The sequence below is a fragment of the Rothia sp. HMSC065C03 genome (assembly GCF_001837295.1).
GTDB lineage: Bacteria > Actinomycetota > Actinomycetes > Actinomycetales > Micrococcaceae > Rothia.
The window spans coordinates 202,773-229,511 of record NZ_KV832005.1; the positions used below are offsets into that span (position 1 = coordinate 202,773).

Genomic DNA, 26,739 nt, shown 5'->3' on the forward strand with positions numbered 1-26,739 from the left:
AGAAAGTCCCCCGCCGACAGTAGTCAGCGGGGGACTTTCGTTAGGCTTTAGAAGCTTAGTGATCGAAAATCTCGGTCACAGAACCCTCGTCGAAGACCTCGCGGATAGCGCGAGCAATCAACGGAGCAATGGAGAGAATAGTCAGGTTATCGAACTGCTTCTCTTCCGGCACAGGCAGGGTGTTGGTCACGACGACCTCCACAGCACCGCACTGAGACAGACGCTCAGCAGCCGGGTCAGACAGAACCGGGTGAGTTGCTGCGATGATAACTTCCTTCGCGCCCTTGTCCATGAGGACCTTCACAGCGCCAGCAATGGTGCCGCCGGTGTCAATCATGTCGTCAATCAGCACGCAGGTGCGACCCTCAATGTCACCTACAACAGTCTTAGAAACAGCCTGGTTGGGGACATTAATGTCGCGAGTCTTGTGCACGAATGCCAGAGGTGCGCCATCCAGCAGGTCAGCCCAGTGCTCAGCCACACGCACACGACCGGTATCCGGGGACACGACGGTCACGTTCGACAGGTCCTCAACGCGCTCACGGATATGCTTAGCCAGCACCGGGATTGCGAACAGGTGATCCAGCGGGCCGTCGAAGAAACCCTGAATCTGCGAGGTGTGCAGGTCCACGCACATCAGGCGGTCAGCACCAGCAGTCTTGTACAGGTCAGAAATCAGGCGTGCCGAGATAGGCTCACGGCCCTTGTGCTTCTTGTCCTGACGAGCGTAGGGGTAGAAAGGAGACACCACGGTAATAGAGCGAGCGGATGCGCGCTTGAGCGCATCAATCATGATGAGCTGCTCCATGAGCCACTCGTTGATGGGTGCCGGGTGCGACTGAATCACGAAAGCGTCCGCACCGCGCACCGACTCCTCAAAGCGAACGTAGGTCTCGCCGTTGGCGAAGGTGTATGCGGAGGTGGGCAGCAGGTCGTGATCAAGTGCCTGTGCAATCTCCTCGGCAAGCTTGGGGTGTGCTCGACCGGAGACCACTACAAGCTTGCGCTCACCGGGGTTGGTAATCTCGCTACTCATGGTGTTGTTCTTTCCTCGAATTAGGATTCTGCCGGTTCCTGAGCGCCAGCAGCCTTGGCGGCTTCGGCGGGTTCGGTACCAGCACGGTTCTTCAGGACCCAGCCCTCGATGGTGCGCTGGGAAGTCTCAGAGTAGGCGAGGGCGCCCGCAGGAACATCCTTACGGATCAGCGCGCCCGCGCCGGAGTAGGCACCGTCACCGACGGTAACAGGTGCAACATAAATGCCTGCGGAGCCCATACGGGCGTGCGCGCCAATAACGGAGCGGTTCTTCACCAGACCGTTATAGTTCGCGAAAATAGAGCCTGCACCAATGTTCGCGCCCTCACCGATGGTGGCGTCACCAACATAGGACAGGTGCGGGATCTTTGCGCCATCGCCAATCTGCGAGTTCTTAGCCTCGCAGAAGGTGCCAAGCTTAGCGTCCTTGCCCAGGGTGGTACCGGGGCGCAGGTATGCGAAGGGACCAACAGTTGCGCCCTCACCAATGACAGCGCCGTAACCGTGCGCGCGGATGATGGTAGCGTCAGCCTCAACGGTCATGTCAGTCAGGGTGGTGTCCGGGCCAATGGTGGCACCGGTAGCGACGGTGGTGGAACCGTGCAGCTGAGTGCCCGGCAGCAAGGTTACGTCGTTTTCAATGGTGACGGTAACGTCAACCCAGGTGTTCTGCGGATCAACAATAGTCACGCCGTTACGCATGTGCGCCTCAAGGATGCGGTTGTTGAGCATACGACCCAGCTGAGCCAGCTGCACGCGATCGTTAGCGCCCTCAACTTCCCAACGGTCCTCAATAGCCAGAGCGGAGGTGCGGTGGCCCTTCGAACGAGCGATGGACAGAACGTCGGTAATGTACTTCTCGCCCTGAGCGTTGTTGGTGGTCACCTCAAGCAGCGCCTCACGCAGGACTGCAGCATCAAAAGCGTAAATACCGGAGTTGATCTCGGTGATTTCGAGTTCTTCGGGGGAAGCGTCCTTCGCCTCAACAATGGCGGTCACTTCGCCAGCCTGGTTACGGACAATACGGCCGTAAGCGCCGGGCTCATCCACGTGGGTGGTCAGCACGGTTACGGAGTTCTTGTCGTCCTCGTGGAAAGCAATCAGCTCACGCAGAGTCTCGGGGCGCAGCAGGGGAACGTCACCGTAGGTCACCAGGACGGTGCCAGAAACGGGTGCCTGCGCATCCAGTGCATTCAGACCGACCTCAACAGCGCGGCCGGTACCGGGAATCTCATCCTGGTCAACAATGGTTACTTCAGAATCAAAAGCGAGGACGTGCTCAGCAACCTTATCGCGCTGGTGGCGCACCACAACAGCAAGGCGCTCGGGGTTCAGGTCACGTGCCGCGGCAACAGCGTGCTCCACCATGGAACGACCACCAATACCGTGCATAACCTTAGGGGTAGCGGACTTCATGCGCGTACCAGCGCCTGCAGCGAGAACAATCACTGCAGAGGGTGCCAGTTCAGTATTCACTGGGAAGACTCCTTAGACGAGGTTGTAAGAGTGAGGAGTGAGCGCGGACCGCTAACTCTCTAATCAACGGTGCCGTTGAGTGCTTACGCTCCGCCACTAGGACTCGAACCTAGACAAACGGCTCCAAAGGCCGCTGTGCTGCCATTACACCATGGCGGATTATCCTTACATTCACGACAAGCCCCCGCTAGCGGGTCCTCATCGTCATTGACCGCCATTTTGGGCACAGAACAGCGCAATGCAGGAAATGCTTTCCTCAGTTTATCAAATATCTGTGCTCAACTTAGCCGCGCGCCCCGCAATCCCCACAGCTTTTCTCAGCACCGCCAAGTAGCCCCTCATCAAAGCTTGGAGCGCTACTTGAACTGAACACTCACCCTGTACCCTAGAAGGCGTGGCACATCTACTTGGCGGCGAATCGCTGCACCTCGAATTCCCTACCCGAACCATCTTTGAAGGCATCACGGTCGGCCTGAACGAAGGCGACCGCATAGGCATTGTCGGTCGCAACGGCGACGGCAAGTCCACCCTCATGAAGATCCTTGCCGGCCGGCTCGAACCGGACTCCGGCCGCGTTACCGTGCGCGGCGGCACCCGCATCGGCTACCTCGACCAGTCCGATGTACTCGACGACGACCACACGGTCGGCTACGCAATTGTGGGCGACACCCCCGAATATGAGTGGGCGTCCCAGGCGCGCATCCGCGACGTTATCTCCGGTTTGGTTTCCGACCTGCCCTGGGACGCGCCGGTTTCTTCTCTTTCTGGTGGTCAGCGCCGCCGCGTAGCGCTCGCCTCCCTGCTCGCGCAGGAGTGGGACGTGCTCATGCTCGACGAGCCCACCAACCACTTGGACGTCGAGGCCATCACCTGGCTCGCCAACCATCTGAAGTCCCGCTGGTCGAAGAACGCCGGCGGCCTCATGGTCGTCACCCACGACCGCTGGTTCCTCGACGAAATCTGCACCGACACCTGGGAGGTGCACGACCGCATCGTCGAGCCCTTCGAGGGTGGTTACGCGGCGTACATCCTGCAGCGCGTGGAACGTGACCGCCAGGCAGCCGCAGCTGAGGCGAAGCGCCAGAACCTGATGCGTAAGGAGCTCGCTTGGCTGCGCCGCGGTGCGCCCGCGCGTACCTCCAAGCCGAAGTTCCGCATTGATGCCGCGAACGCCCTCATTGCGGACGTTCCGCCGGTGCGTGACACGGTGGAGCTGAAGAAGATGGCGGTCTCCCGCCTCGGCAAGGACGTGGTAGACCTCGAAAACGTCTCGGTCACCTACGACGACCCCTCGATGCCCGGCGGCAAGCGCCCGGTGCTGAAGAAGGTCACCTGGCGTATTGCTCCCGGCGAGCGCACCGGAATCCTGGGCGTGAACGGTGCGGGTAAATCGACTCTGCTCTCCTTGGTCACCGGCGATTTGAAGCCGACCGAAGGCCGCGTCAAGCACGGTAAGACGGTGAAGATTGCAACCCTCACCCAGCAGCTCGACGAGCTCAACGAGGTCGCTAACGACCGTGTCTCGGATGTGATTGGCCGCAAGAAGCGCAGCTACATTGCCGATGGTAAGGAGCTATCCCCCTCGCAGATGCTGGAGCGTCTGGGCTTTACGAGTGCGCAGCTGTCTACCCCGGTCAAGGACCTGTCGGGTGGTCAGAAGCGTCGCCTGCAGCTCATGCTGATTCTGCTGGATGAACCGAACGTGCTGATTCTCGACGAGCCGTCCAACGACCTGGACACCGATATGCTCGCCGCGATGGAGGACCTGCTGGACACTTGGCCGGGCACCCTGCTGGTGGTCAGCCACGACCGTTACCTCATGGAGCGTGTCACCGATCAGCAGTACGCCGTGATTGACGGTTCGTTCCGTCACCTGCCCGGCGGTGTGGACGAGTACTTGGTGCTCTCAGCAGCTGGTGCTGGCGGTTCTGCCGCCGGTAGCGCGCAGGCGCGTGCCGCCTCCTCGGCGCAGGCTTCTGCTGAGCCGGATACCCCGAAGGTCTCCGGTGCCGAGCTGCGTGCGGCGCAAAAGGAATCCGGTGCGATTGAACGCCGCCTCGCCAAGCTCGCTACAGAGCAGGAGAAGCTCTCCGAGCAGATGAGCGCGCACGACGCCTCCGACTACGCCGGTTTAGCGGCACTCGGCGAGCAGCAGCAGACACTTCAGGATGAGATTGACGAGCTAGAAATGCGCTGGCTCGAACTCTCCGAGCTACTAGGCTAAGGTCTATTGGCATAGAAGAATGCCGGTTCTAGATTCAATCTAGAACCGGCATTCTTCATATATTCAGCGCTCAGCTACAGCGGCAACTAAGGGTGATTCAGAATCGCACTAACCGCGCTCACAGCGTGGTTGCCCGCAGCGCGAAGAGTGGAGGCAAGAGCCTCCGCCCGAGCCTGCGAAGAAGTCAGCAGAAGCACCGTCGGACCGGAACCGGACACCAGGGACGCATCCACGCCCTCGCTCTCGCGCAGGTTCAGGGTCTGTTCCAGCTGCGGGGCGCACGAAAGTGCGGGTGCCTGCAGGTCGTTACGCAACAGCGACGCCAAGGAGGCGAGCGCCGCCTCCGAACCGTCATAAGAATTCAGGGCGCTCAGAAGCTCTACGGGTTCCACCAGCTCGCCGGAGGCGGGATACTCACCGGCGGCACGGCCCGCGTCCAGCTGCTTGAATACGCTGGGGGTGGAGAGGCCAAACTGCGCGGCAACAATCACCAGGTGCAGAGGTTCCCGAGGCGCCGCAACATTCTGCAGCTCGGTACCGGTCCCCTGCCCCAGGGCGAGGGTCTGCCCAAGCGCGGCGCGCACGCTAAAGGGAATATCGGCGCCCAGCTGCGCGGCAAGACGTTCATAATCCGTCTGGGTCAGGAGTGCACCGGTGCGACCGGTTGCGTGCAGATAACGGTCCGTAGCAATGAGGGCGGCAGCCGCGTCCGCTGAACCGCCCGCCATACCGCCAGCCACGGGCACAGCCTTCGCAATATGCAGGTGCAGCGCCGGGACAGATTCGATACCGTGCTCCGCAAGAATCAGCGCAGCGGCACGATACACGAGATTCCGCTCATCCATCGGCACAGCGGCAGGGTCGAACTGCCCCGCCTGCATCTGCTGATCTACCAGGGAACCGGGCACAATATCCATGCTCAAGCTCAGCCCGGGTGCAGCCCCTTCAGAAACCGTGATGGTCTCCGTCAGAGAGACCGCCGCAAAAAGCGTAGTTAGCGGGTGGTAGCCGTCCGGGCGGACGTCCCCCACAGCAAGGTACAGATTGACCTTGCCGGGAGCATCAACCGAAATAGCGGTCTGGGAGGCGGTACTCATCAGCGCATACACCTTTCGTGCGGAAACTCGCGTGAGAACGTCAGTGAAAAATTTAGAGCGGGAAGAAGCTACTTCGTTACAGGCTCAGCCGGGACAGTCAGCGAAGCCTCCGCAATGCGGATAAAGCCGTGAATATCCAGCTTCTCACCGCGCTCCGTCGGAGCGATACCGGCAGCCACCAGAATCTGCTCCGCACGTGCACCCGACCCCGCCCAGGAGCTCAACGCGGCGCGCAGAGTCTTACGGCGCTGAGCGAAAGCGGCGTCCACAATCGTAAACACCAGGTCGCGGTCAACGGTCGAGAGAGGCTCCTCGCGCATGCGGAAACCCACCAGGCCCGAGTTAATCTTCGGCGCAGGCCAGAACACGTTCTTGCCAATCACGCCCGCCTTATACACCTCGGCATACCAATTAGCCTTCACCGAGGGCACACCGTAGATCTTCGAACCGGGGGTCGCCGAAAGACGGTCGGCGACCTCGTCCTGAACCATCACCAGGGCGTGACGGATACTCGGGAACTGCGCAAACAGGTGCAGGAGCACCGGAACCGCCACGTTGTAGGGCAGGTTCGCCACCAGAGCATCCGGAGTGCGAGGCAGCTCGGTGACCTTCAGGGCGTCCATGAGCACCACGTCAATATCGCCCGCCTTCTCAGGGCGGAACTTCTCAATCGTGTGCGGAAGCTGCTGAGCCAGCGGCGGGTCAATCTCCACCGCCACCATATCCTTCGCAGCGTCCAGGATGCCGAGGGTCAACGAACCCAGGCCCGGGCCGACCTCCAGCACCGTCTCCTCCGGTGAAATCTCTGCCGCGTTGACAATACGACGAATCGTATTAGGGTCAATCACAAAGTTCTGCCCAAGAGTCTTCGTAGGACGAATACCGAGCATCTCGGCAAGCTCACGAATCTCAGCAGGGCCGAGCAGGGGCAGATCGTTCACAGCGTTCCTTCACATAGGTGGATGGTGGGGAGGTTACAGTTTAGGTTACCGCGAGAAACGCTGCTTTACCTCATCAACAGTGGCTTCCAGAGCGTTCTTAGCATTTGTAATACGCTTCTTCGGTGCCAAAGCGATACGCACTCGATCCAGCGGACCAGTACCGTGCTGGAGACTATTCACCTTATCCAGATGACGCTTACCGGATTCCAAAATGACGCTGCTGCCTTCCCAGCCGCACAGGCCAGGCTGCACAAAACGCACATCCACACCCCACTGCTGGTACAGCTTGTAATCATCAGCTACGGTGCCCGGTACCTTATCCTCAAATTGCTTGAGCAACAGCTCAGCACCCGAACGGGAAATCAGGTACAGACCGGTGCAAATCAGGGGCCACGTACCGTACGGCTTACCCATACGGTACTTACCGTGTACAAAAGGAGACAGCAGAGACAGGCGGATGTATTCCACCTGCGGGTTCAGCTTGCCGGCATCATTCGCAAAAGAATCGCTGAGGTTCACCAGCTGCACCTGCGGGTACTTCGTGATGATTGCGTTCACCACCGCCTCAGCATCCGGAGAAAGAAGAATGTCGTCTTCAGCAATCAGTGCCCAGTCGGCGTCGCTCGCAACAAAGTCACGCCACATCTTCACGTGGCTAAGCATGCAACCCTTCTCCGCGGGGCTCGGGTCGCGATGCCAGCGGCTACGGAAAAACTCAACGTCAAATTCTTCATCAGTGACGTGATTATCGCGGTTATCCACCGCAGAATAACGGACAAAATCCTGCGCGGGTGCGCCCACCGAATAGAACGAGTCAAAACGGTTCGCGCCATCCAGGCCCAGAACATACTTCAGAATCTTTGCCATGTTTTTCCCTTCAATAGCTCATCCAGAAGACCTAAGCAGTAGAAGATCGCGTCGGCTAATGATGAGCTTTCAGAACTTCAGACCACCTGCACAACAGAGGGGTTCATCAATCTTAAAAATCAGTGCGTAAACGGCAGGGAGTCTGAAATATTGAGCGTGTGATAAATACGCACACCGCAGTGCAACGTAAAAAGAATTCTATCATTCACCAGGCGCCAATCTCAGGTCTCCTCAGGTTAAAACGCGATATGGTACGCGTCGTACTAGTGCACAGCAAAAATCCCCTCCCTACCGCAGATACACGATAGGGAGGGGATACTAGACAGGCAGAAGACCCACATATTTACATTTTTATGTGATGACAGTAGCCCAATCCGTCTCTGGGTTATCGTCCCAGGCGCTGCTTCACATCATCAATGGTGGCTTCCAGAATGTTCTTCGCGTTCGCAATACGCTTCTTCGGCGCCAGGGCGATGCGCAACCGATCGAGAAAACCAGTGCCATGCTGCGTGCTCTTGAGACTTTCCAAGTGACGAACGCCAGAAGTTTGAATGAGGCTAGTACCTTCCCAACCGCATAGACCGGGTTGCACCAAATATACGTCTACCCCCCATTCTCGATAGAGGGAATAATCATCGGCAACAACGCCAGGAACCGTCTCTCCATAACATTCCACGAGTCGTTCAGCCCCAGAACGCGAAAGAAGATACAGGGCAGCACCGTACAGAGGCTTTGAACCATAGGCATTACCCATACGGTACTTGCCGTACACAAAAGGAGAAAGCAACGAAAGACGAGGGTAATCAACCTGCGGGGTGAGCTTGCCAGCTTCAGAAGCGTAGATATCGCCCAGGTTAACCATCTGCACGTGAGGATACTTTTCGATAATCCTATCCACTACAGGTTGCAGGTCAGGGGAAATGAGGACATCGTCCTCAGCAAACAAAGCCCAGTCGGCATCTGAAGCGAGGAAGTCCTTCCACATGTGGTAGTGGCTCAAAGCGCAACCCTTCTCGGCAGGCCTCGGCTCTTTACCGTAACGAGCCAAGAACTGCTTGCTATCGAATTGCGCATCAGTGACGTGATCATCGCGGTTATCCACCGCAGAATAACGCTGAAAATCTTGAGCGGGTGCCCCCACCGAGAAGAAAGAATCAAAACGGTTCGCGTCGTCCAGTCCCAGAACGTATTTCAGGATTTTTGCCATGGTTTTCCCTTTGCTGTGGCACGCCCATACAGTCTTTATCTGAAACGACAGAAGCCACGCATGAGTGCCGAGTATTGACTTGGCAACGACAAACGCAAAGCGCGCAGAAAATATGCGCGCACGATAACAAGTCGCCCAGTCAGTGAGTGATGAATCGTATGTATAAAAATACACTATCATTCAATTGAATGATAGTACCCAACAATTGGCGTACGGCCCCCTGTTATGTCTCGCACGTTACATGCTACCTCACGCACTAGAGCTGAAAATAGCTACAAAAAAGCCTCTCCCCGCCATACATATATGACAAAGAAAGGCTTTCTCAAAGAGGCTTACTTATTTCGCCTTGCCCAGACGCTGCTTCACCTCATCAATGGTGGCGTCCAGGGCGTTCTTTGCATTCGCCAAACGCATCTTTGGAGCCAAGGCAATACGCAGGCGATCCAGAGTAGCTCTCCGCTACAGGCTGTACGTGCCTACCACTGACCGTAAACGCGCTCCGAATTCTCACGGATACGGCGGCAGAGCGCCTCCAGCTCCTCACCGCGATGAGCCGCCATAAACCGCACCGTGTAGTTCGTCATGTAGGACGCATTCGGGCGGCCGCGGAACGGATGCGGGGTCAAGAACGGTGCATCCGTCTCAGCCAGCATCAGCTCCGGGCGAGCCATCGCCAACGACTCCTGGATTCCCTTCGAATTCTTGAAAGTCACCGTGCCGGCAAAGCTCATGTACCAGCCACGCTCATTGCAGATCGCGGCAAGCTCCGGACCACCCGAGTAGCAGTGGAACACGGTACGTTCCGGTGCGCCCTCTTCATCCAGGATGCGCACAACATCCTCGTGCGCGTCACGGTCGTGAATCTGCAGCGCCAGATTGTGCTTCTTCGCAATGCGAATATGCTCGCGGAAGCTGTAGTGCTGCGCCTCCTTGCCTTCCTCACCGGTGCGGAAATAGTCCAGGCCGGTCTCGCCAATAGCGCGCACACGGTCGGCGGTGGCGAGCTCGTCGAGGGTGGCGAGCGCCGCCTCCAGCTGACCGGCTGCAGCCAGCTCAGGAGCGGTGTTGGGGTGAATCGCAATAGCGGCGAGGACGCGCTCATCAGCCTGCGCGGCGGCGACCGCGTATAGGGAGGAGGGGATATCGCATCCGACCTGCACGATGGCGGCGATGCCGAGCTTCTCACCGGCATCGAGTGCATCGCGGGCGCTGATTTCTACTTCGCCGTCGAGCAGGTCCATGTGGGTGTGGTTATCCACGATGGGGTACGGCAGCGGTTCGGGGGCGGGCGGGAAGACCAGATTGCGGCTGCGGCCGTTCTCGCCGGTGGTGGAGCGGCGGCGGGTTCCTTCTCCGCCTTCGGCGTCGCTGATGCCGGTGTAGAGTTCCGCCTTATAGGGTGCGGGGACTTCACCGGGGACAGGCGCCCAGCCGTTAGGCAGGGCGGTTGCCTGAAGTGCCGCGGGGGTGGGCAGGGTGTAGTTCGCCAGGGCGGCGAGGGAGTTCAGGTACTCCTGGGTGATTTCAGGACCGGGATAGCTCTGACACATTGATAAATCCTCGGGATAAAACAGCGGGGTAAAACTTAGGGGGTAAAATTGCGCGGTGATTCTGGGCTATTCGGAGCGGGCAGCCAGTGCCGCCTCATACAGGTCGCGCTTGGAGGTGCCGGTCTCAGCGGCAACCGCGGTGCAGGCGCTCTTGAGGCGCTCGCCGCCAGCCACGCGGTCGAGGACCAGCTGCACTACGTCCTGCGCTTCGGGGGTTTCGGGGGCTTGTGCGCCCTCAACAATAATGACGATTTCGCCTCGGACGCGTTCAGAGTCAGCCCATTCGGCAAGCTCAGCCAGGGTACCGCGTCGAACCTCTTCGTGAAGCTTAGTTAGCTCACGGCTGACCGTTCCGCGGCGGTCAGCGCCGAAGGTCTGCACGAAGTCTGCCAGGGTTGCGGCGGTGCGGTGCGGGGATTCGTAGAAAATCATGGTGCGCTCCTCCCCCGCCAGCGATGCAAGGCGGCGGGTGCGCTCGGAGCCCTTGCGGGCGAGGAAGCCTTCGAAGGTGAATCGTCCGGTGGGCAGGCCGGAGAGCGCGAGCGCGGTCAACGCGGCGGAGGGGCCGGGCACCACCGTGACGGGCAGGTCGGCTTCCGCGACGGCTGCGGCGGCAACGTAGCCGGGGTCGGAGATGGTGGGCATGCCCGCGTCCGAGAGCAACAGCACGCGCTGACCGTCCTGTACCGATTGCACGATGGTTTCGCTACGTTCGGCTTCATTGTGGTCGTGGTTGACGATGACGCGACCGCGGGTGCGCACGCCAAGCCCGGAGGCGAGGGTGCGTAGCTTGCGGGTGTCTTCAACGGCGATGAGGTCTGCGGTGGCGAGGGCTGAGCGCAGTCGGTCGGAGGCGTCGGCGAGGTTGCCGATGGGGGTGCCGCCGAGGATGAGTACGCCGCCTTCTTCGGAAGTGACGGCGGTGTCAGTCTCGGGTGCCTCGACCGTTTCTGAGGGGGCGGCGGTTTCTTCGGTGTATTCTGCGGGTGCGGTCATGGCAGGCCTCGTGTTTGTGTCTGGTCTTCGTGTACCCACTAAGTGTAACGCCCGCGCTCAATCCAGTACCGGGTGGGACTCCGCGTCAGGCACAGGTGCCAGTGCGTCATATAAGCCGTTCACGGGCTGAAATGGTGCATCGTGCGTTCTGACCCTTTAGGATTGATGGGGTGAAGATACCTAAGCTACTTTCTCCCGCGTCTGCCGCCACGGCTGGTTCGGCTGGTTCTGCCCGTTCTTCGTCTGAACGTGGTCGTTACAGCCTCGATTCTCTGCTGGATGCGCTCGCTGTTGCCTATATTCGTGCCCCGCGTTGGGGCTGGCTGGCGCCCGCACTGATTGTGCTGGTTGCCGGTATTCTGCGTTTTTATAATTTGGCGCATCCGAATGCCATTGTTTTTGATGAGACGTACTACGCCAAGGACGCCTACTCGTATGTGCATTACGGCTATGAGTTGAGCTGGTCGAAGGACGCTAATGCTTCCTTTGCGGCGGGTCACCCGTCGGGTCTGTTGACGGATTCGCCGGAGTATGTGGTGCATCCGCCGTTGGGTAAGTGGATGATTGCCGCGGGCATGGCAATTTTTGGTGATAATAATCCCTTTGGTTGGCGTGTTTCTGCTGCGGTGATTGGCACCCTGTCGGTGGCGTTGATTGCGTATGCTGGCTGGTTGCTGTTCCGTTCGATGACGGTGGCGACTATTGCGGCTCTGCTGGCTGCGGTGGATGGTCTGATGCTGGTGGAGTCTCGCCTGGCTCTGCTGGATATTTTCCAGATGTTCTGGATTCTGGCGACTTTTGTGTGCCTGGTGCTTGACCGTATTCAGGCGCGGCGCGTGTTGGCGCGCAATATTGCGGAGGCGGCACGCCAGAATAGCGGTGTGCTTCCGCCGATGCCGTGGGGCCCGAGTATGGGTCTGCGCCTGTGGCGTTTTGCTGCCGGTGTGTGCGCCGGTGCCGCGGTGGGTGTGAAGTGGAATTCGCTGTTCTTTATTGCGGCGATGGGTCTGCTGACGGTGTTCTGGGATATTAATGCTCGCCGTATTGTGGGCCTGGATAAGTGGGGTTTGACGGCGCTGGTGCGTGACGGCATCCCCGCGTTCTTCCAGATGATTGGTGTGGGTCTGCTGGTGTATCTGAGCACTTGGGCGGGCTGGTTCCAGTCGTCGAATGCGTATTTCCGCCGCTGGGCTGTTGAGAACCCCGGCAAGGGTGTCATGTGGCTTCCTGAGGATTTGCGTTCCTTGTGGGAGTACCATGTCTCGGCGTTTAAGTTCCATTCTGGTTTGAGTAGCCCGCACACGTATTCTTCGCAGGCGTGGCAGTGGCTGGTTTTGGGCCGCCCGACCTCGTACTACTATGAGTCGCCGAAGCTGGGTTCTTCTGGCTGTACCGTGAAGTCCTGTTCCGAGGCTATTTTGAATATCGGTAACCCGGCGATTTGGTGGGCGTTTATTCCGGCGATTATTGTGGCGCTTCTGGTTCTGTTGCTGAAGCGGGATTGGCGTTTTGGTGCGCTGCTGGTTGTGTTCGGTGCGGGCTATTTCCCGTGGTTTATGTACCCGACCCGCACGATGTTCTACTTCTACGCTCTGTCCTTTGAGCCGTTCCTGATTCTGCTGTTGGCGGGTGTTTTGGGTCTGGCGCTGTCGGGTGCTCGCGGTTCGGTGTTGCGTGCCCGTTTGGGCGTGACGCTGGTGGCGATTTACCTTGTGGGTGTGCTGGTGTTGAGTGCATACTTTATGCCGCTGTGGACTGCTCAGGTGATTCCGTATGAGCAGTGGTATTCGCACATGTGGTTTAAGTCCTGGATTTAGGCTCGGAATCTAGCCTCGGGTTTTAGAGCCGGGTTTTAGGCTCGGGTTTTAGGCTCGGGTTTAGACGCGAGCGATGCAAGCTTGGGTATAGCGAAGGGGGCTGGGTTCTACCGTATGGGTAGATGCCCAGCCCCCTTTGTTGTGCCCTCTGCGCTCTAACGCGGGGAGCGAGAAGGCTTATGGAATTTAGTTCTCGCCGACTCGTGCGGAGGCGAGCTTGACGCGCAGCTCCTGGCGTTCCTGGCGGCGGCGTTCCGCCTTGAGCTTGCGGTATTTGGTGGGCCAGGTGGTCACGAGCAGGAGGGTAATCTGCGCTGCCACGAGGACCGCTACGGCGATTGCCGCATCAATCCAGAACTGCGGCGGGTAGAGGCGGATTAGGGAGCTTCGCACCGAGAACTCCCAGTTGCCCTGCGGGAAGAACACCTGGTGGAAGGTGGTGAACAGCCATTCCCAACCGAAGGCGCCCACGACGCCGAGCACCACGATAAGGCCCAGGGTAATCCACGCGCCCGAGAAAAGGCTGCGGCGGATGGTTCCGGGGGCACGCTCGCGCAGGGAGATGCTGCTGAAGAGCGTCACGAGGAAGAGCACGGCAACGGCTACGGTAGCGATGAGCAGCACCCATTTCACGTCGTGCATGTGGTTTACTTCTGCTTCGGTGAAGGCGAGGGTATTGTCGGCACCGGTGGTGACGCGGGCGAGGTATTCTCGCGGCGCGAAGTTGTTGATGTAGTCCACGCCGTAAGAGCCCAGGCGCATCCTCTCGATGAGGTAGTAGCCGTAGCTGTCTTCGGGGAATCCGGGTCGGTGGTATTCAAGCCAGAGGAAGGGCGCGGAAGCGACGGCACGGATCGCGATCATGAGTACGGTCAGCGGTACGGTGAGCGCGATGAGGGTTGCGCGGAGCTTGAGGAGGCGCGGGGTGTCTTCCACGGCGTCTTCGCGTGCCGCGGCGCGTTCAGCGGCCTCGGGTGAGGCTGCCAGGGAGGACAGAGGCGCGTTGGGGTCTGCGACCGCGTGGGTGTGGCCGGTGCGGGTGGTTTCGGTGCGGTACTTGCGTCCGGCGGTGGAGGCGCTTGCCGCCTCCGCGGTAGCGACGGTTTCTGCTTCAGCGGCTTTTTCGGCTTCTGCTGCTGCCGCGGCTTCTGCTTCGGCGGCGCGCTGCATGGTTTCGCGGTTGAGGTCGCTGAGGGTCGGGTTTTTGGGGGTGCTCTGCGAGTCGCGCACGAGGGGCACGAAGCCGGTGGAGACGTTGGTGCGGGTGCGCACGCGGGTGCCGACGCCCTGTTCACGGAGTTTGCTGCGTGCGGGGACGACGGGTACGGAACCGGTGGGCAGGTCGGGTTCTTCAGCGACGGTGGGTACGTCTGCTACGATGCGGCCGAATGCGCCGGTGTGCGGTGCCGGTTCGCTGGTGACGGTCTCTGCGCGGCGGGCCTTGAGAAGTTCTTCGGCGCTATTGCGGCGGATGGCCGGGCGCAGTGCGCCCCACATTCCTCGGTGTGTTTCTTTGCTCATTGATCTCGCGTTCTTCTTCGAGTGAATGGTGTTTGAGTGAGTTGCGGGTGTCTGTACTATCTGCCAGTTTCTCATACGCAAAGAACCTTCCGTGTGAATTCACGGAAGGTTCTTTGCATTCGGGTGTTTAAATCTTGGGTCCGAATTCTAGGATTCGATGGTGTCCGCACCCTGGACGGGTACCTTGTAGACCACTCGCCAGCCCTGAGGTGCCGTCAGTCGTGCGGCGTGATCGTCGCAGAGGTCGTAGGCGTGGGGTTCGCGGAATTCAGAGAGTGCATCAATGAGTGCCGTGGAATCTGCGTAGGAGTAGTGGAGAGTAACAGTCGCCTCTCGCTGGCAGGTCTGGCGGGAGCACAGTCGTGCGGTCTGCATGTAGATGGTACCTTCCTGGCTTAGCTCGCCTGCTTGCGCAGTCGGCGGCGTTCACGTTCTGACAGCCCGCCCCAGATTCCGAAGCGCTCGTCATTGTCCATTGCATATTGTAGACATTCTTCGCGCACGGGGCATACACCGCATACCCTTTTGGCGTCTCGGGTGGAGCCGCCCTTCTCGGGGAAGAAGGCTTCGGGGTCGGTCTGGGCGCAGAGTGCTTCAGCTTGCCAGGCGAGTTCTCCGTCTTCGCCTTCGGTTCCGTAGAGTCCTGCCGCTGCGGTCCATACGTCGGTGCAGGCAGGCATGTTTCGTTCTGCGTCTGCGAGAAAGGCGTCGGTGGCTTTTTCGAGAGATTGAGTGGGATTCATGCTACGGTGCTGAGCGCCTGATGCGCGCGCGGCCGCGATGGAGCGGTCCGATGCAATGTAGGAGCCCATGGGTTTTCCTTCCGTGTTCTCATTGTGAGCTTAATGAGTCTGCGGATCCGTCGTCGACGGAATCTTAGTGTGTATGGTGTGGCATGGTTCGCTTTGGCCTCTACGGTCCCTCCAAGGCAAACACGCTTATATATCTATTAGACGTGCGACACGCCGTTTCGTCAAACTAGACTTAAACAATATTTAGATGTATGTGTTAGGGGCGTCATATTTAATGTAAATTTGACCTTTATATATTTTCCCACGCACCACTTACCCTCGCTCACACCTAAGGGACACCCAGGTTTTCCCTTCTCCAGGAGTGGTTTCCATCGCCCGCAAATTCCGCATCCTGACTGCAAATATAAGGGTTCATGACGACCATCCCACACGCCCCATCTCGAGTATAGGGAAAGATTCTAATAATTAGATAAGAAAAACTTATCTTTTTCACCATGCGGTTTCTGAATATTTTTCGAGGCATTGCGAACCATTTACATTTCCAATTTATATTTATGCCACATTCCAAAATGAGACATTAGGGCTGTCAAACATTTTGAGCCATTAGATTTTTTAAGGCATCCTTAGGCGTTTTTACTTTACCCCTGTATCTTTTACTCCCGCGTCGGCTTCTCCACGCGCCCCACCACACGGTGCGGTAGAGTAAAACCCATGGTTACTCTCTCCCCCACCGGCGCCTCCGTGCCCACAACTCTGAACCGCTTCTTTGAGAAGCTCAGCAGCCAGCAGACTCCCGCCCTCATCTGGTATTCGGTAAATGGCGAGCGCATCGAGCTCTCCGGCAGGGTCCTCATGAATTGGGTTGATAAGAGCGCAAACCTGCTGGTTGAAGAATGCGAGCTGGAGCCTGGTGAGGACTTTGACCTTCAGGCTCCCCTGCACTGGCGCACTATTGTTCTGGGCTTGGCGGCGCTGCGTGTGGGCGCTCTGCTGAACCAGGATGAGCCGTTGGTTGCCGCAGTCTGCACCGAGCAGGAGGCTGGCTACACGAACGACCCCGCGTACCTTCTGGCGGTTGATCGTGCCCCGCTGGCGCTTTCTTACACCGGTGACCTGCAGGCGCTGTCCTCCTATGCCGATGAGGTGCTCGATTATTGCGCGCTGGTGCGTAGCTTTGGCGACCAGTACTCCGGTATGCTTCCGGATGACTCGGCAGAGGTGCTTGAGGGCTTCACATACGCAGAGGCGTACGAGCAGGCGCTTGCACAGGCGCAGATTTATCGCACGGCGGGTTATGCGCTGCCTTCGGGTCAGCGTGCGCTCGCGCTGGAGTTGAGCCCCGATTACGCTTTTGATGCGTCGGAGGCGACCATGAGCGCCCTGTTGGAGGTTCTGGCGATTTTGCTCTCCGGTCATGCGGTGTTTGTGGCTGACCCGAGCGTGGACTGGCAGGATGAGCAGCTGGCGTCTCTGATGGATTCCGAGCGTGCAGTGGAGATTCCCCGCAGCTAGTTTCCCGCGCCTAGTGAGTCTTCCAAAGTTTCTAGATTTTTAAAAAACTTATCCCCCGATACAGCGTGTATCGGGGGATAAGTTTTTGGAACAAGTCTTAGCTGATGGTCGGCCTTAGGCGGGTCTAGGAGTTCTGCGAACCGGGCTTCGACTGCGCCTCGGATGCAGCCGCTTCAGAGGTTGCCTTACGTGCTGCGGGCTCTTCGCCGTCGAGAATGGCGGCAGCTTCGTCAAACATGCGGCCGAGCTCCTCGTGGTCGGTACCTTCGCCCTCTTCGACTTTCTGGCGGTGCGAACCGTACACCCAGAAGCGGTAGAGGAAGTAGCGAAGGATGGTGCCCAGGATGGTACCGATGATCGTACCGGAGATGAAGGACGCCTCGGGGGTGCGCAGGTTCAGCACGTAGGTACTGAATGCCACACAGCCGGCCTCAACGAGGATGCCGAGCAGATTGACCAAGCCGAATTCGATAGCTTCGCGCTTCCAGTTCTCGGAGCGGGATTCGCGGAAGGTCCACAGGCGGTTCATGAGCCAGGAGAAGATGGTTGCGACAACACTTGCAACGACCTTCGCCTTGGTGTGGGACTCCGACATGATGGTCATCATCAGCACCCACACCGTCACAGAGTTCACGATGAAGGCGGCGCCGCCCACGGTACCGAATTTGAGCACCTCAATACCGTAGCTGTCCCAGAGGGATTTCAAGCGTTCGGTGAGGGTCGGTTTCGTCTGTGCGCTCATACGGGGCCTATCTAGCGGAGTTTTATCGGGAAAAAGGGGCGATATGCGACGGTGGGCGCTAGTTACGCGGCGACGGTCGAATGCTTCAGCCTCTTTTACAAGCTCTTATATGTTAATACAGTCCTGCTGTCTTCTCTGTACCTCTGAGAGTTTTTCCATGGACCTCCCAGCTATCGGGACGCCTCCGTTCACCTCGCCCCTGATGATGCCAAAGAGGCAAGCTTGAGGGCTTTACCCGCGTATCCGCCGCGTTACATCAACGGCGCAAGAATCTATGCGCTGGATTGTTTCACCTCCCTGGCACTCATTCTGTGACCTTAATGTGGTCTTGCTCCCATAAGCACTCTGAAACCGGTACACTTAGGTGCTGTGACTTACCCTGTGACTGGACCCGTAATTGGCGTCATCGGCGGAGGCCAGCTGGCCCGCATGATGGCACCCGCAGCAACTAACCTTGGCCTCGACCTGCAGATTCTTGCGGAGGCGCCCACCGTCGGCGCCGTGGCAGCGGTACGTACCGCACCCGTCGGGGACTACAAAGACCTGGACACCCTCCGCGAGTTTGCTCGCGGCAAGGATGTCATCACTTTCGACCACGAGCACGTGCCCACCGATTTTCTGCGCGCTCTCATGGCAGAGGGCGTGAACGTTCAGCCCCGCCCCGAAGCCCTGCAGTACGCCCAGGACAAGCTCCTGATGCGCCAGGCTGTTGAACGCCTGGGTCTGCCGAACCCGCGTTGGGCTCAGGTTTCTACCCTGGACGAGCTGCTCGCCTTCGGTGATGAGATCGGCTGGCCCGTGGTGTTGAAGACCCCGCGCGGCGGCTACGACGGCAAGGGCGTTCTCGTTCTGGATTCCCCCGCCGATGCTCGCGAGCGCAGCGCCGAGTGGTTCGAGCAGCTGCCTTCCCGCACTGATTTCTCCGCCCTGCTCGCTGAGGAGAAGGTGCCCTTCACCCGTGAGCTCTCCGCGCTGGTTGCTCGCCGTGAAAGCGGCGAGGTGCGCCCCTGGCCGGTCGTTGAGACCATCCAGGTGAACTCCATCTGTGACGAGGTCATTGCCCCCGCGCAGAATCTGGACCCCGAGATTGCTGAGGCTGCCGCTTCCGCCGCCGTGACTATTGCTTCCGAGCTGGGTGTCACCGGTGTGATGGCTGCTGAGCTTTTTGAGGTACCCGGCTCCCCCGCAGGCTTCTACATCAACGAACTGGCGATGCGCCCGCACAACACCGGCCACTGGACTCAGGACGGTTCGGTGACCAGCCAGTTTGAGCAGCACCTGCGTGCGGTGCTTGATCTGCCGCTGGGCGATACCTCCGTGCTGGAGGGCGTTGCAGTGATGAAGAACTACCTGGGCGGCGAGAACGAGGATATCTTCGGCGTCTACCCGCTGGCGCTTTCGGCTGAGCCGCGCGCAAAGATTCACTTCTACGGCAAGGAAACCCGTCCGGGACGCAAGATTGGTCACGTGAACATTACTGGCACGGTGGCTGAGCTTGACGAGTTGCGCCACAGCGCCGCGAATGCCGCCTCCATTTTGCGTGACGGCCGCCCCCTGTAGCCCTATTTTTAGCCGGTGCGTGGGGTGAGAGCATCCTGCGTATCCGACGCACCCTATTGATGGTGGTTCGCCACCGCATCCTGAAAGGATATGAGGATTATGTCTCAGTCTCCCTATAATTCTTCCCAGCCCATTGTTGGCATTGTGATGGGTTCGGATTCGGATTGGTCGGTCATGGAGGCCGCAGCCGAGGTTCTGGACGAGTTCGACATCCCTTACGAGGCTGATGTTGTTTCTGCACACCGCATGCCCGAGGACATGATTGAGTATGGCAAGAAGGCTCACAGCCGCGGTATTCGCGTGATTATTGCCGGTGCCGGCGGCGCCGCTCATCTGCCCGGTATGCTCGCTTCCGTCACCGCTCTGCCTGTGATTGGTGTTCCGGTGCGTCTGAAGAACCTCGAGGGCATGGACTCGCTGCTGTCGATTGTTCAGATGCCCGCCGGTGTTCCGGTAGCTACCGTCTCCATTAACGGCGCTCGCAATGCGGGTCTGCTGGCTCTGCGTATTCTGGGTTCGGGCACCGATGCGTTTGCTCAGCAGGTTCACGCTGATTTGCGTCAGTTCTCTCAGGATCTGCGTCAGAGCGCTATGGACAAGGGCGCCGCCCTGCGCGCCCGCGTAGCCGAGGCGAAGGCGAAGGCTGCTGCCGAGCATGAGGCTGAGGAGAGCACCTCCTCGACTCGCCCGGCACCTGCCCCCGAGGCTTCCTCGGAGCCGCAGGCTTACGTTCCCTAAGCTCGGATACACTAGAAGTATGAGCAATATTCTTCAGTCCGATATTTGGGCACGTTTTCAGGAATCTAATGGTCACACCGTAATTCGTAAGAGCGGTAACGGCTGGTCGTACCTTGCGACCGTTGAGGGCGGTGCTACCGGCCGCTACTTGTACAGCCCGTACGGACCGGTTGCTTCGAGCGCTGTGGCCTTCGACGAGGCTCTTGCCTCGTTGAAGGAAGAGGCCGCGAAGCTTCGTTGTCTGTTTGTGCGTATTGAGCCTACTGAGTCCGCCATCTGGGGCGATCAGGATGCTGCGGCGTTCCTGGCTCGTCGCGGTGCGGTTCTGGCTCCTCGCCAGGTGCAGCCTTCGCACACGCAGATTATTGACCTCTCGGGCACCGAGGATGAGATCATCAAGGGAATGATTTCCGGTTATCGTACTCGTCATCGTAATATCCACAAGAAGGGCGTGACCGTTGAGGCATCGACCAATCCCTCGGATATGTCGATTCTCTTCGGCTTCCTCGAGGAGACCGCGGAGCGTAACGGCTTCAACCGTCAGCACGACGACTACCTGATGCAGGCGGCTCGCGTGCTGATGCCCGCCGGTGCGGCGTCGCTCTACATTGCGAAGCTGGCGGGCGAGAACGGTGAGAGCACCCCGATTGCGGCGGCGTTCGTGTACGATTCGGACGATACCCGCACCTACGCGCACGCGGCGGCATCCTTCGAGCACCGCACCCTTAGTGCCGGTGTTGTGGTGATGACGAACTTAATCCTGGACGCTAAGCGTAAGGGCCTGAAGTACGTTGACCTCTTCGGCATCGCGCCGGAGGATCAGCCGGATCACGAGTGGGCCGGTTTCACGAAGTTCAAGAAGTCCTTCGGCGGCGAGTCCGTGGAGTACCCGGGTACCTGGGATGTGCCGGTCACCTCGCTGGGTTACCGCGCCTACACCCTGGCGTACAAGGCTCGTCCTGCGGTTTGCGATGCAGTGGCAAAGGCGAAGGCAAAGGTTCAGTCCTTCCGCTCTCGCTAACGACTTCAGGCGCCCCAATCTGGGTAGGTTCTGAGAGCTAAAAGCTAAATATACGAGCTCAATATACGGGCTAAATATACAAAGGAGCCGCCTCCGACCGAATCACTCGGTCGGGGGCGGCTCCTTTATGCTTGGGGGCTACCTCAAGGGCTTATGCTTCGCCGGGGCTCTTGGTGTGCGAGAGGATCTCGCGCAGGCGGGAGAGGCGGTGCTCAGCCTCAACGGTGCGCACGGTGCCCGAGGAGGAACGCATGACCAGCGACTGGGTGGTCACAACGTTCTTGCTGTAGCGCACGCCGCGCAGCAGCTTGCCGTCGGTGATACCGGTTGCGGCGAAGAAGCAGTTGTCGCTGGTGACCAGGTCGTTGGTGGTCAGCACGCGGTCCAGGTCGTGACCGGCTTCCAGTGCCTTCTCGCGCTCAGCCTCGTCGGTCGGTGCCAGACGGCCCTGAATCACACCGCCGGTTGCCTTGATAGCGCACGCTGCGACGACGCCTTCGGGGGTGCCGCCGGTGCCGAGCATCAGGTCCACGCCGGTGTTCTCGCGGCAAGCTGCGATAGCGCCTGCGACGTCACCGTCGAGGATGATGCGGGTACGGGCGCCTGCCTCGCGAATCTCCTGGATCAGCTTGGCGTGGCGGGGGCGGTCCAGCACACAGACGGTCAGCTCGCTGACCTTCTTGCCCTTAGCCTTAGCGACCAGGTGCAGGTTCTGCTTGACGGGCAGGCGCAGGTCCACGAACTCTGCGGCTTCGGGGCCGGTGACCAGCTTCTCCATGTAGAACACTGCGGAGGGGTCGAACATGGTGCCGCCGTCTGCCACAGCAATCACGGAGAGGGCGTTGTCCATGCCGAGTGCGGTCAGGCGGGTACCGTCGATGGGGTCCACTGCCACGTCGAGGGAGGGGCCGGAGCCGTCGCCGACGTTCTCGCCGTTGTACAGCATGGGAGCCTTGTCCTTCTCGCCTTCACCGATGACGACGGTGCCGTTGAAGTTAACGGTGGAGAGGCGGTAACGCATGGCGTCGACAGCTGCGCCGTCTGCGAGGTTCTTTTCACCAGCGCCAACCCAGGGGCCTGCGGCGATAGCTGCGGCTTCGGTGGCACGCACCAGTTCCATTGCGAGGTTGCGGTCGCCGTGGTTATTGTTCGTAGTCATAGACTCACCTTCGAGATTTCTGAATACACTGTCGGCTGGCTGGTTCTTTCCAGCGCGAAGTCGCCGACGCAGTAGTGCTCCTTTCAGGATAGCGCGCTCAGGCTTCGTTTTTCTTGTTCTGAACGAGTTTGCGTGCGTGTTGACTGTAAGGTGAGCAGATGCGGCATATTGGTGAGGGCTGCGTCTCTCTTCGCGTTATTTTGTGCTGCTGGGTGCCGAGAACGAAGCTGAGAAGGCGTGCCAAACTAGCTATTTTTCGCATTTTTAAGGCATATTTGAGGTAGGTTCTTCGCCGGGTTCCGGCAAGGAGCTGAGCTTCAGCGCGAGCGCCTGAAGCCCCACATACCCGATTCGCAGATTCGTTTGCTCTGGCGCAGGCGTTTTCTGTACTTGTCCGCTAAGGAGCATCACATGGCTGGTATTCAACCGACCCCCGCAGAAGCATGGAAGCGTCTGAAGGACGGTAACCGCCGTTTCGTTGAGGGTAGCAATGAGCACCCCAACCAGGACACGATCCGCCGTACCGACCTTGCATCAGGTCAGTTCCCGTTCGCCTCGATTTTCGGTTGCGGTGACTCGCGTCTGGCGGCGGAGATTATTTTTGACCTGGGTCTGGGTGATGCGTTCGTGGTGCGTACCGCCGGTCATGTGCTGGAGAACGCGGCGCTCGGCTCGTTGGAGTACGCGGTTGAGGAGTTCGAGACCCCTATCGTGATGGTTCTCGGTCACGACTCCTGCGGTGCTGTCACCGCAGCCAGCAAATCCCTGGAGTCCGGCGAGATGCCGCACGGCTTCATCCGTAACCTGGTGCAGCACATCCTGCCTTCGGTGATGTCCCCGAAGCTGCCGGAGAACCCGGTCGTCAACGACATGGTGCGTGAGCACACCCGCCAGACTGCTATCCGCATTATTGAGCAGTCCCACATCATTTCGGATGCGGTGGTTGAGGGTAAGGTCGCCGTGATTGGTGTCTTCTACCACCTGAAGGAGGGTAAGGCTGAGCTGGTGTTCAGTTCGCAGGACCTCACCCTGCCGGAGGAGAAGAACAACGCACAGAACCCGCCGACCCAGACACTTCCGGTGGTCGTGAAGACTCCCCCGCGCGTTGTGGTTGCCGAGAACCTGGCCTAGGTTCCTTCTCCTCCGCTCGTTACGAGCCTTAGCGCGAGAACCCACATGCTCGCACTTAACAACAGATTTTTCTATGGGATACCCCCGCCACGGCAGCGTGTTCGCACATCTATCGGGGCGGGGTTTTTCTGCGCCTTCTCACGCCTCAAAATTTATGAGCGTTTTTCCTCTTTTGACACCTTTTCGAGGCGACGTAAGCCACTTTGAACGCCTATCCTAGAGATATGGCTGAAAACATTGAATACCGCATTGAACATGACACCATGGGCGAAGTTCGCGTTCCGGCTGATGCGCTCTACCGTGCACAGACCCAGCGCGCAGTCGAGAACTTCCCGATTTCGGGTCAGACCCTCGAATCCGCCCATATTCGTGCGCTTGCCCTCGTGAAGAAGGCAGCCGCGACCGCCAATGAGGAACTCAAGGTGCTCGACGCTGAGCGCGCCCAGGCTATCCGCGACGCAGCGGATCTGGTAGCAACCGGTAAGTACGACGCCCACTTCCCCATTGACGTCTTCCAGACCGGTTCCGGTACCTCCTCGAACATGAACGCGAACGAGGTTCTGGCAACCCTGGCAACCCGTTCCCTGGAGTCCAAGGGCATTGAGGTTCACCCCAATGACCACGTGAACGCATCCCAGTCCTCCAACGACGTCTTCCCCACCTCCGTGCACGTTGCTGTGACCGAGGCTCTGGTGAAGGACCTGATTCCCGCTCTCGAGGTGCTCGCTGAGTCCCTGGAGCGCAAGTCCGCAGAGTTCAAGGACGTTGTGAAGTCCGGTCGTACCCACCTGATGGACGCAACCCCCATCACCCTGGGCCAGGAGTTCTCCGGCTACGCTGCAACCGTACGTTACGGAATTGAGCGTGTGAACGCTTCCCTGCCCCGCGTGGCTGAGGTTCCCCTGGGCGGTACCGCTGTGGGTACCGGCATCAACACCCCCGACGGCTTCTCCGCTCGCGTGATTGAGCTGCTCGCTGAGGAGACCGGCCTGCCCCTGACCGAAGCTCGTAACCACTTCGAGGCTCAGGCTAACCGTGACGGCCTGATTGAGGTTTCCGGTCAGCTGCGCACCCTGGCGTACGGCCTGATGAAGATCAGCAACGACATCCGCTGGATGGGTTCGGGCCCGAACACCGGCCTGGGCGAGCTGCACATCCCCGACCTGCAGCCCGGCTCCTCGATTATGCCCGGTAAGGTCAACCCCGTGATTTGTGAGGCTACCATCATGGTTGCCGCTCAGGTTATCGGTAACGACGCAACCATTGCTCTGTCCTCCACTAACGGCGCGTTTGAGCTGAACGTGGGTATCCCGGTGATGGCTGCTAACCTGCTGCAGTCGATCCGCCTGCTCGCTAACGTCTCCCGTGTTTCGGCTGAGAAGATGATTGACGGTCTGACCGCTAACGTTGACCGTTGCCGCTTCCTGGCTGAGGCTTCGCCGTCGACCGTGACCCCGCTGAACAAGCTGATTGGTTACGAGGCTGCTGCGAAGATCGCTAAGTACTCGGTGGCTCACAAGGTGACTGTCCGTGAGGCAGTTGTGGCACTGGGCTACGTGGAGCGCGGCGAAGTGACTGAGGAGCAGCTGGATGCGGCTCTGGACGTCACCAAGATGCTGGGCAACTTCTAATCTCACCCCGTCTGAACCTCGCCTGAGGTTCGCGGCTTAACCATAGAGGGAGGGGCGACTCGCCATGACGGCGGGTCGCCCCTCCTTCTGTGTATGTTCTCTGCCCCCGTCATTAAGGTGGTAGCGGGTTCTCACTATTGTTCAACGATATTAAACACTTTGAACTGTTTATAGTGGACCAGCGTGTAGATGAGGCAGAGTACAGCCGGAATACTGACGACAAGCGCAGCGTTGAAGGAGCCGAGATGGTCAAGCATCAGTGCTACCGCGCCCATGGAGTACAGCGTTCCTAGTCCAAACACGGCACCGTCAAGGGAGCTGGCACGCCCCAGTAGCTCATTCGGTGTAATGCAGTCACGCAGATTGTTGGAGAAGATGAAAGCTGATGCCCATCCTACGTCCAGGATGAAGAGCAGGGCGCCGAGCACTACGGGGTTATTGCTGACAGTGACGAGCGGTATTCCGAGCAGGGATACGACATTGGCGACCAGCAGCATTCCTCGTGTGTTCTCGAAAGAGAGGAAACGATCGATGATGAGTGCCGCGACAATACCGCCGATACCACTGCAGGCCATAATCATGCCTACCACTGAGGCTTCAAAAGTGAGTTCCTCGTATAGGCGGTAAATAATGATGAGTGAATACGATGCTGTAGCTGCCGCCAAGAAGAACGTGTAGACAAGGATAAGTCTCTGCGGGGCGCCGGAGAACATGTATTGGATACCGTCAAACATTCGGTGAATAAACCCATGTTGTGCGGTTTCGCGTTGCTCAGTTTTAGTTTCCATCTCTACGGATGGCAACGTTGCGTATGAAATAGTTGCCGCTCCGAAAAGGAGCACCGGGACGATAAGACCGACCGTTGCGCCCGCGACAAGAACAATAAATCCTGCTGTAGGGGGCGCAATGATTGCGGATATTCCCTCGCAAATTTCACGACGTGCGTTGTACGAAAGAAGGTTTTCTCGTCCGAGAAGCTGCGGGATATATCCTGCTTCTGAGGCAGCAGCCAGTTCAGAGAAGACACCGCTCACAAATCCTAGTGCGGCGATGGCGAACCATGACAGCATATGCTGCTCAATCATCAACGCCAAGGTAAGGATGCTGAGGATGTTTACTGCCCCGGCAATCACGATCATAGGTTTTCGAGGCAGACTATCCGATAGGGTTGCTAGCGGATATGCCAAGGCGATATTGGGGATTTGCATGGCTACCGCCATCACGCCGGCCAGCCCAATTTCGCCTGTACTAGCGAGAATCGCAATGGGTAGGGCGAAGGAATATATTCCTGTACCTACCAGAGAGCCGATAAGGGCTACGTAGATTCTCCAGGGTATTTTGTGTGTTGTCATGCTTTACTCCTTCCAGGACGCATCAAAATAGCGACCAAGAATTGCGATGAACACAATGAGCCTAGTTCACAGAAAAATGGCATGCCTTAAAGATTTATAGGCAGAGTAAAAGGAAAGCGACTACGCTCACCAGAACATCACGTGAACGAATCTTTCTCGGGTTACTGACTAATACGGGGCCGTCACTCCCAATGTAACCCGTGTCATATATAAAGCATCTCATGCGCACCACCCATAACTCGACACACAGGCGCAACTTAAAGTAAAAAAGACAAAAACAAAATAAAACCACGGCAAAATTTAGGCCTCCACCCCCCCCAATCCCACAGGAAAACGGGAAAAACCACCCAATACCATGTAACAAACTGTCATAAAATACTGGGAGGGGCGACTCGCCATGACGGCGGGTC

General features: G+C 58.7%; 22 protein-coding genes and 1 tRNA gene. 8 read left to right on the forward strand and 15 right to left on the reverse strand.

Annotation, left to right across the window (positions count from 1 at the left end):
• Window positions 1–55: 55 nt before the first annotated feature.
• From HMPREF2605_RS05420 to HMPREF2605_RS05430, 3 genes are all read right to left on the reverse strand, one after another.
• Window positions 56–1,036 carry a ribose-phosphate diphosphokinase gene (locus HMPREF2605_RS05420; RefSeq protein WP_070847269.1) on the reverse strand — a complete coding sequence of 327 codons (981 nt, stop codon included), beginning with the start codon at window positions 1,034–1,036 and terminating at the stop codon, window positions 56–58.
• A gap of 20 nt (window positions 1,037–1,056) precedes the next feature.
• Window positions 1,057–2,511, reverse strand: coding sequence for a bifunctional UDP-N-acetylglucosamine diphosphorylase/glucosamine-1-phosphate N-acetyltransferase GlmU (gene glmU / locus HMPREF2605_RS05425; RefSeq protein ID WP_070847270.1), 1,455 nt, complete (start codon window positions 2,509–2,511; stop codon window positions 1,057–1,059).
• A gap of 88 nt (window positions 2,512–2,599) precedes the next feature.
• Window positions 2,600–2,670, reverse strand: a tRNA-Gln gene (locus HMPREF2605_RS05430).
• Between the two features lie 235 nt (window positions 2,671–2,905).
• On the opposite strand from HMPREF2605_RS05430, the gene HMPREF2605_RS05435 reads away from it, so the two are divergent.
• Window positions 2,906–4,735, forward strand: a complete 1,830-nt coding sequence (locus HMPREF2605_RS05435) for an ABC-F family ATP-binding cassette domain-containing protein (RefSeq protein WP_070847271.1) — start codon at window positions 2,906–2,908, stop codon at window positions 4,733–4,735.
• Window positions 4,736–4,821: 86 nt separating this feature from the next.
• Here the strand turns inward: HMPREF2605_RS05435 and HMPREF2605_RS05440 are convergent, their stop codons facing one another.
• The 6 genes from HMPREF2605_RS05440 to rsmI form a co-directional block, all read right to left on the reverse strand.
• Window positions 4,822–5,832 carry a GHMP family kinase ATP-binding protein gene (locus HMPREF2605_RS05440; protein WP_070847273.1) on the reverse strand — a complete coding sequence of 337 codons (1,011 nt, stop codon included), beginning with the start codon at window positions 5,830–5,832 and terminating at the stop codon, window positions 4,822–4,824.
• Between the two features lie 68 nt (window positions 5,833–5,900).
• Window positions 5,901–6,773, reverse strand: a complete 873-nt coding sequence (gene rsmA / locus HMPREF2605_RS05445) for a 16S rRNA (adenine(1518)-N(6)/adenine(1519)-N(6))-dimethyltransferase RsmA (protein WP_070847275.1) — start codon at window positions 6,771–6,773, stop codon at window positions 5,901–5,903.
• A gap of 45 nt (window positions 6,774–6,818) precedes the next feature.
• A complete protein-coding gene (locus tag HMPREF2605_RS05450) occupies window positions 6,819–7,640 on the reverse strand; it encodes a glycosyltransferase family 25 protein (protein WP_049346770.1) in 822 nt (273 codons plus the stop codon).
• 385 nt (window positions 7,641–8,025) lie between these two features.
• Entirely contained in the window at window positions 8,026–8,847 is an 822-nt protein-coding gene (locus tag HMPREF2605_RS05455) for a glycosyltransferase family 25 protein (RefSeq protein ID WP_044150717.1), read from the reverse strand.
• Between the two features lie 476 nt (window positions 8,848–9,323).
• Entirely contained in the window at window positions 9,324–10,397 is a 1,074-nt protein-coding gene (locus HMPREF2605_RS05460) for a TatD family hydrolase (RefSeq protein WP_070847277.1), read from the reverse strand.
• A gap of 66 nt (window positions 10,398–10,463) precedes the next feature.
• Window positions 10,464–11,393, reverse strand: a complete 930-nt coding sequence (gene rsmI / locus HMPREF2605_RS05465; protein WP_070847279.1) for a 16S rRNA (cytidine(1402)-2'-O)-methyltransferase — start codon at window positions 11,391–11,393, stop codon at window positions 10,464–10,466.
• Between the two features lie 170 nt (window positions 11,394–11,563).
• Here rsmI and HMPREF2605_RS05470 point away from each other — a divergent pair, with 170 nt between their 5' ends.
• On the forward strand, window positions 11,564–13,210 hold the full coding sequence (locus HMPREF2605_RS05470) for a dolichyl-phosphate-mannose--protein mannosyltransferase (protein ID WP_070847281.1): 1,647 nt from the start codon (window positions 11,564–11,566) through the stop codon (window positions 13,208–13,210).
• 186 nt (window positions 13,211–13,396) lie between these two features.
• Here the strand turns inward: HMPREF2605_RS05470 and HMPREF2605_RS05475 are convergent, their stop codons facing one another.
• The 3 genes from HMPREF2605_RS05475 to HMPREF2605_RS05485 form a co-directional block, all read right to left on the reverse strand.
• Window positions 13,397–14,731 (reverse strand): TIGR01906 family membrane protein, encoded by a 1,335-nt coding sequence (locus HMPREF2605_RS05475; protein ID WP_070847283.1) that lies wholly within the window; start codon window positions 14,729–14,731, stop codon window positions 13,397–13,399.
• Window positions 14,732–14,878: 147 nt separating this feature from the next.
• Window positions 14,879–15,106 carry a DUF3499 family protein gene (locus tag HMPREF2605_RS05480; RefSeq protein WP_070634168.1) on the reverse strand — a complete coding sequence of 76 codons (228 nt, stop codon included), beginning with the start codon at window positions 15,104–15,106 and terminating at the stop codon, window positions 14,879–14,881.
• A 20-nt stretch (window positions 15,107–15,126) separates the two neighbouring features.
• Window positions 15,127–15,543, reverse strand: coding sequence for a WhiB family transcriptional regulator (locus HMPREF2605_RS05485; RefSeq protein ID WP_005506882.1), 417 nt, complete (start codon window positions 15,541–15,543; stop codon window positions 15,127–15,129).
• A 651-nt stretch (window positions 15,544–16,194) separates the two neighbouring features.
• On the opposite strand from HMPREF2605_RS05485, the gene HMPREF2605_RS05490 reads away from it, so the two are divergent.
• Window positions 16,195–16,995, forward strand: a complete 801-nt coding sequence (locus tag HMPREF2605_RS05490) for a TIGR03089 family protein (protein WP_070604210.1) — start codon at window positions 16,195–16,197, stop codon at window positions 16,993–16,995.
• Between the two features lie 124 nt (window positions 16,996–17,119).
• Here the strand turns inward: HMPREF2605_RS05490 and HMPREF2605_RS05495 are convergent, their stop codons facing one another.
• Window positions 17,120–17,737, reverse strand: a complete 618-nt coding sequence (locus HMPREF2605_RS05495) for a GtrA family protein (RefSeq protein ID WP_070847285.1) — start codon at window positions 17,735–17,737, stop codon at window positions 17,120–17,122.
• A 369-nt stretch (window positions 17,738–18,106) separates the two neighbouring features.
• Between HMPREF2605_RS05495 and HMPREF2605_RS05500 the strand changes: the two genes are divergently transcribed.
• From HMPREF2605_RS05500 to HMPREF2605_RS05510, 3 genes are all read left to right on the forward strand, one after another.
• Window positions 18,107–19,297, forward strand: a complete 1,191-nt coding sequence (locus HMPREF2605_RS05500; protein ID WP_070832895.1) for a 5-(carboxyamino)imidazole ribonucleotide synthase — start codon at window positions 18,107–18,109, stop codon at window positions 19,295–19,297.
• A 99-nt stretch (window positions 19,298–19,396) separates the two neighbouring features.
• Entirely contained in the window at window positions 19,397–20,035 is a 639-nt protein-coding gene (purE, locus tag HMPREF2605_RS05505; protein WP_070847287.1) for a 5-(carboxyamino)imidazole ribonucleotide mutase, read from the forward strand.
• Window positions 20,036–20,054: 19 nt separating this feature from the next.
• Window positions 20,055–21,056 (forward strand): lipid II:glycine glycyltransferase FemX, encoded by a 1,002-nt coding sequence (locus HMPREF2605_RS05510; RefSeq protein ID WP_049355001.1) that lies wholly within the window; start codon window positions 20,055–20,057, stop codon window positions 21,054–21,056.
• Window positions 21,057–21,207: 151 nt separating this feature from the next.
• Here the strand turns inward: HMPREF2605_RS05510 and glpX are convergent, their stop codons facing one another.
• A complete protein-coding gene (gene glpX / locus HMPREF2605_RS05515; protein WP_049355000.1) occupies window positions 21,208–22,215 on the reverse strand; it encodes a class II fructose-bisphosphatase in 1,008 nt (335 codons plus the stop codon).
• 411 nt (window positions 22,216–22,626) lie between these two features.
• Between glpX and HMPREF2605_RS05520 the strand changes: the two genes are divergently transcribed.
• On the forward strand, window positions 22,627–23,346 hold the full coding sequence (locus tag HMPREF2605_RS05520) for a carbonic anhydrase (RefSeq protein ID WP_070847289.1): 720 nt from the start codon (window positions 22,627–22,629) through the stop codon (window positions 23,344–23,346).
• 224 nt (window positions 23,347–23,570) lie between these two features.
• On the forward strand, window positions 23,571–24,977 hold the full coding sequence (locus HMPREF2605_RS05525; protein ID WP_049338717.1) for a class II fumarate hydratase: 1,407 nt from the start codon (window positions 23,571–23,573) through the stop codon (window positions 24,975–24,977).
• Between the two features lie 134 nt (window positions 24,978–25,111).
• Here HMPREF2605_RS05525 and HMPREF2605_RS05530 read toward each other — a convergent pair whose 3' ends face one another.
• Complete coding sequence (locus tag HMPREF2605_RS05530) at window positions 25,112–26,329, reverse strand: MFS transporter (RefSeq protein WP_049346790.1); 1,218 nt, start codon at window positions 26,327–26,329, stop codon at window positions 25,112–25,114.
• Window positions 26,330–26,739 lie beyond the last annotated feature (410 nt).

Coding starts and splice junctions, on each gene's coding strand:
- HMPREF2605_RS05420 (WP_070847269.1), bottom strand. CDS start 1,036: ATGAGTAGCGAGATTACCAACCCCGGTGAGCGCAAGCTTGTAGTGGTC.
- HMPREF2605_RS05440 (WP_070847273.1), bottom strand. CDS start 5,832: ATGAGTACCGCCTCCCAGACCGCTATTTCGGTTGATGCTCCCGGCAAG.
- HMPREF2605_RS05450 (WP_049346770.1), bottom strand. CDS start 7,640: ATGGCAAAGATTCTGAAGTATGTTCTGGGCCTGGATGGCGCGAACCGT.
- HMPREF2605_RS05455 (WP_044150717.1), bottom strand. CDS start 8,847: ATGGCAAAAATCCTGAAATACGTTCTGGGACTGGACGACGCGAACCGT.
- HMPREF2605_RS05460 (WP_070847277.1), bottom strand. CDS start 10,397: ATGTGTCAGAGCTATCCCGGTCCTGAAATCACCCAGGAGTACCTGAAC.
- rsmI (WP_070847279.1), bottom strand. CDS start 11,393: ATGACCGCACCCGCAGAATACACCGAAGAAACCGCCGCCCCCTCAGAA.
- HMPREF2605_RS05475 (WP_070847283.1), bottom strand. CDS start 14,731: ATGAGCAAAGAAACACACCGAGGAATGTGGGGCGCACTGCGCCCGGCC.
- HMPREF2605_RS05480 (WP_070634168.1), bottom strand. CDS start 15,106: ATGCAGACCGCACGACTGTGCTCCCGCCAGACCTGCCAGCGAGAGGCG.
- HMPREF2605_RS05485 (WP_005506882.1), bottom strand. CDS start 15,543: ATGGGCTCCTACATTGCATCGGACCGCTCCATCGCGGCCGCGCGCGCA.
- HMPREF2605_RS05490 (WP_070604210.1), top strand. CDS start 16,195: ATGGTTACTCTCTCCCCCACCGGCGCCTCCGTGCCCACAACTCTGAAC.
- HMPREF2605_RS05495 (WP_070847285.1), bottom strand. CDS start 17,737: ATGAGCGCACAGACGAAACCGACCCTCACCGAACGCTTGAAATCCCTC.
- purE (WP_070847287.1), top strand. CDS start 19,397: ATGTCTCAGTCTCCCTATAATTCTTCCCAGCCCATTGTTGGCATTGTG.
- HMPREF2605_RS05510 (WP_049355001.1), top strand. CDS start 20,055: ATGAGCAATATTCTTCAGTCCGATATTTGGGCACGTTTTCAGGAATCT.
- glpX (WP_049355000.1), bottom strand. CDS start 22,215: ATGACTACGAACAATAACCACGGCGACCGCAACCTCGCAATGGAACTG.
- HMPREF2605_RS05520 (WP_070847289.1), top strand. CDS start 22,627: ATGGCTGGTATTCAACCGACCCCCGCAGAAGCATGGAAGCGTCTGAAG.
- HMPREF2605_RS05525 (WP_049338717.1), top strand. CDS start 23,571: ATGGCTGAAAACATTGAATACCGCATTGAACATGACACCATGGGCGAA.
- HMPREF2605_RS05530 (WP_049346790.1), bottom strand. CDS start 26,329: ATGACAACACACAAAATACCCTGGAGAATCTACGTAGCCCTTATCGGC.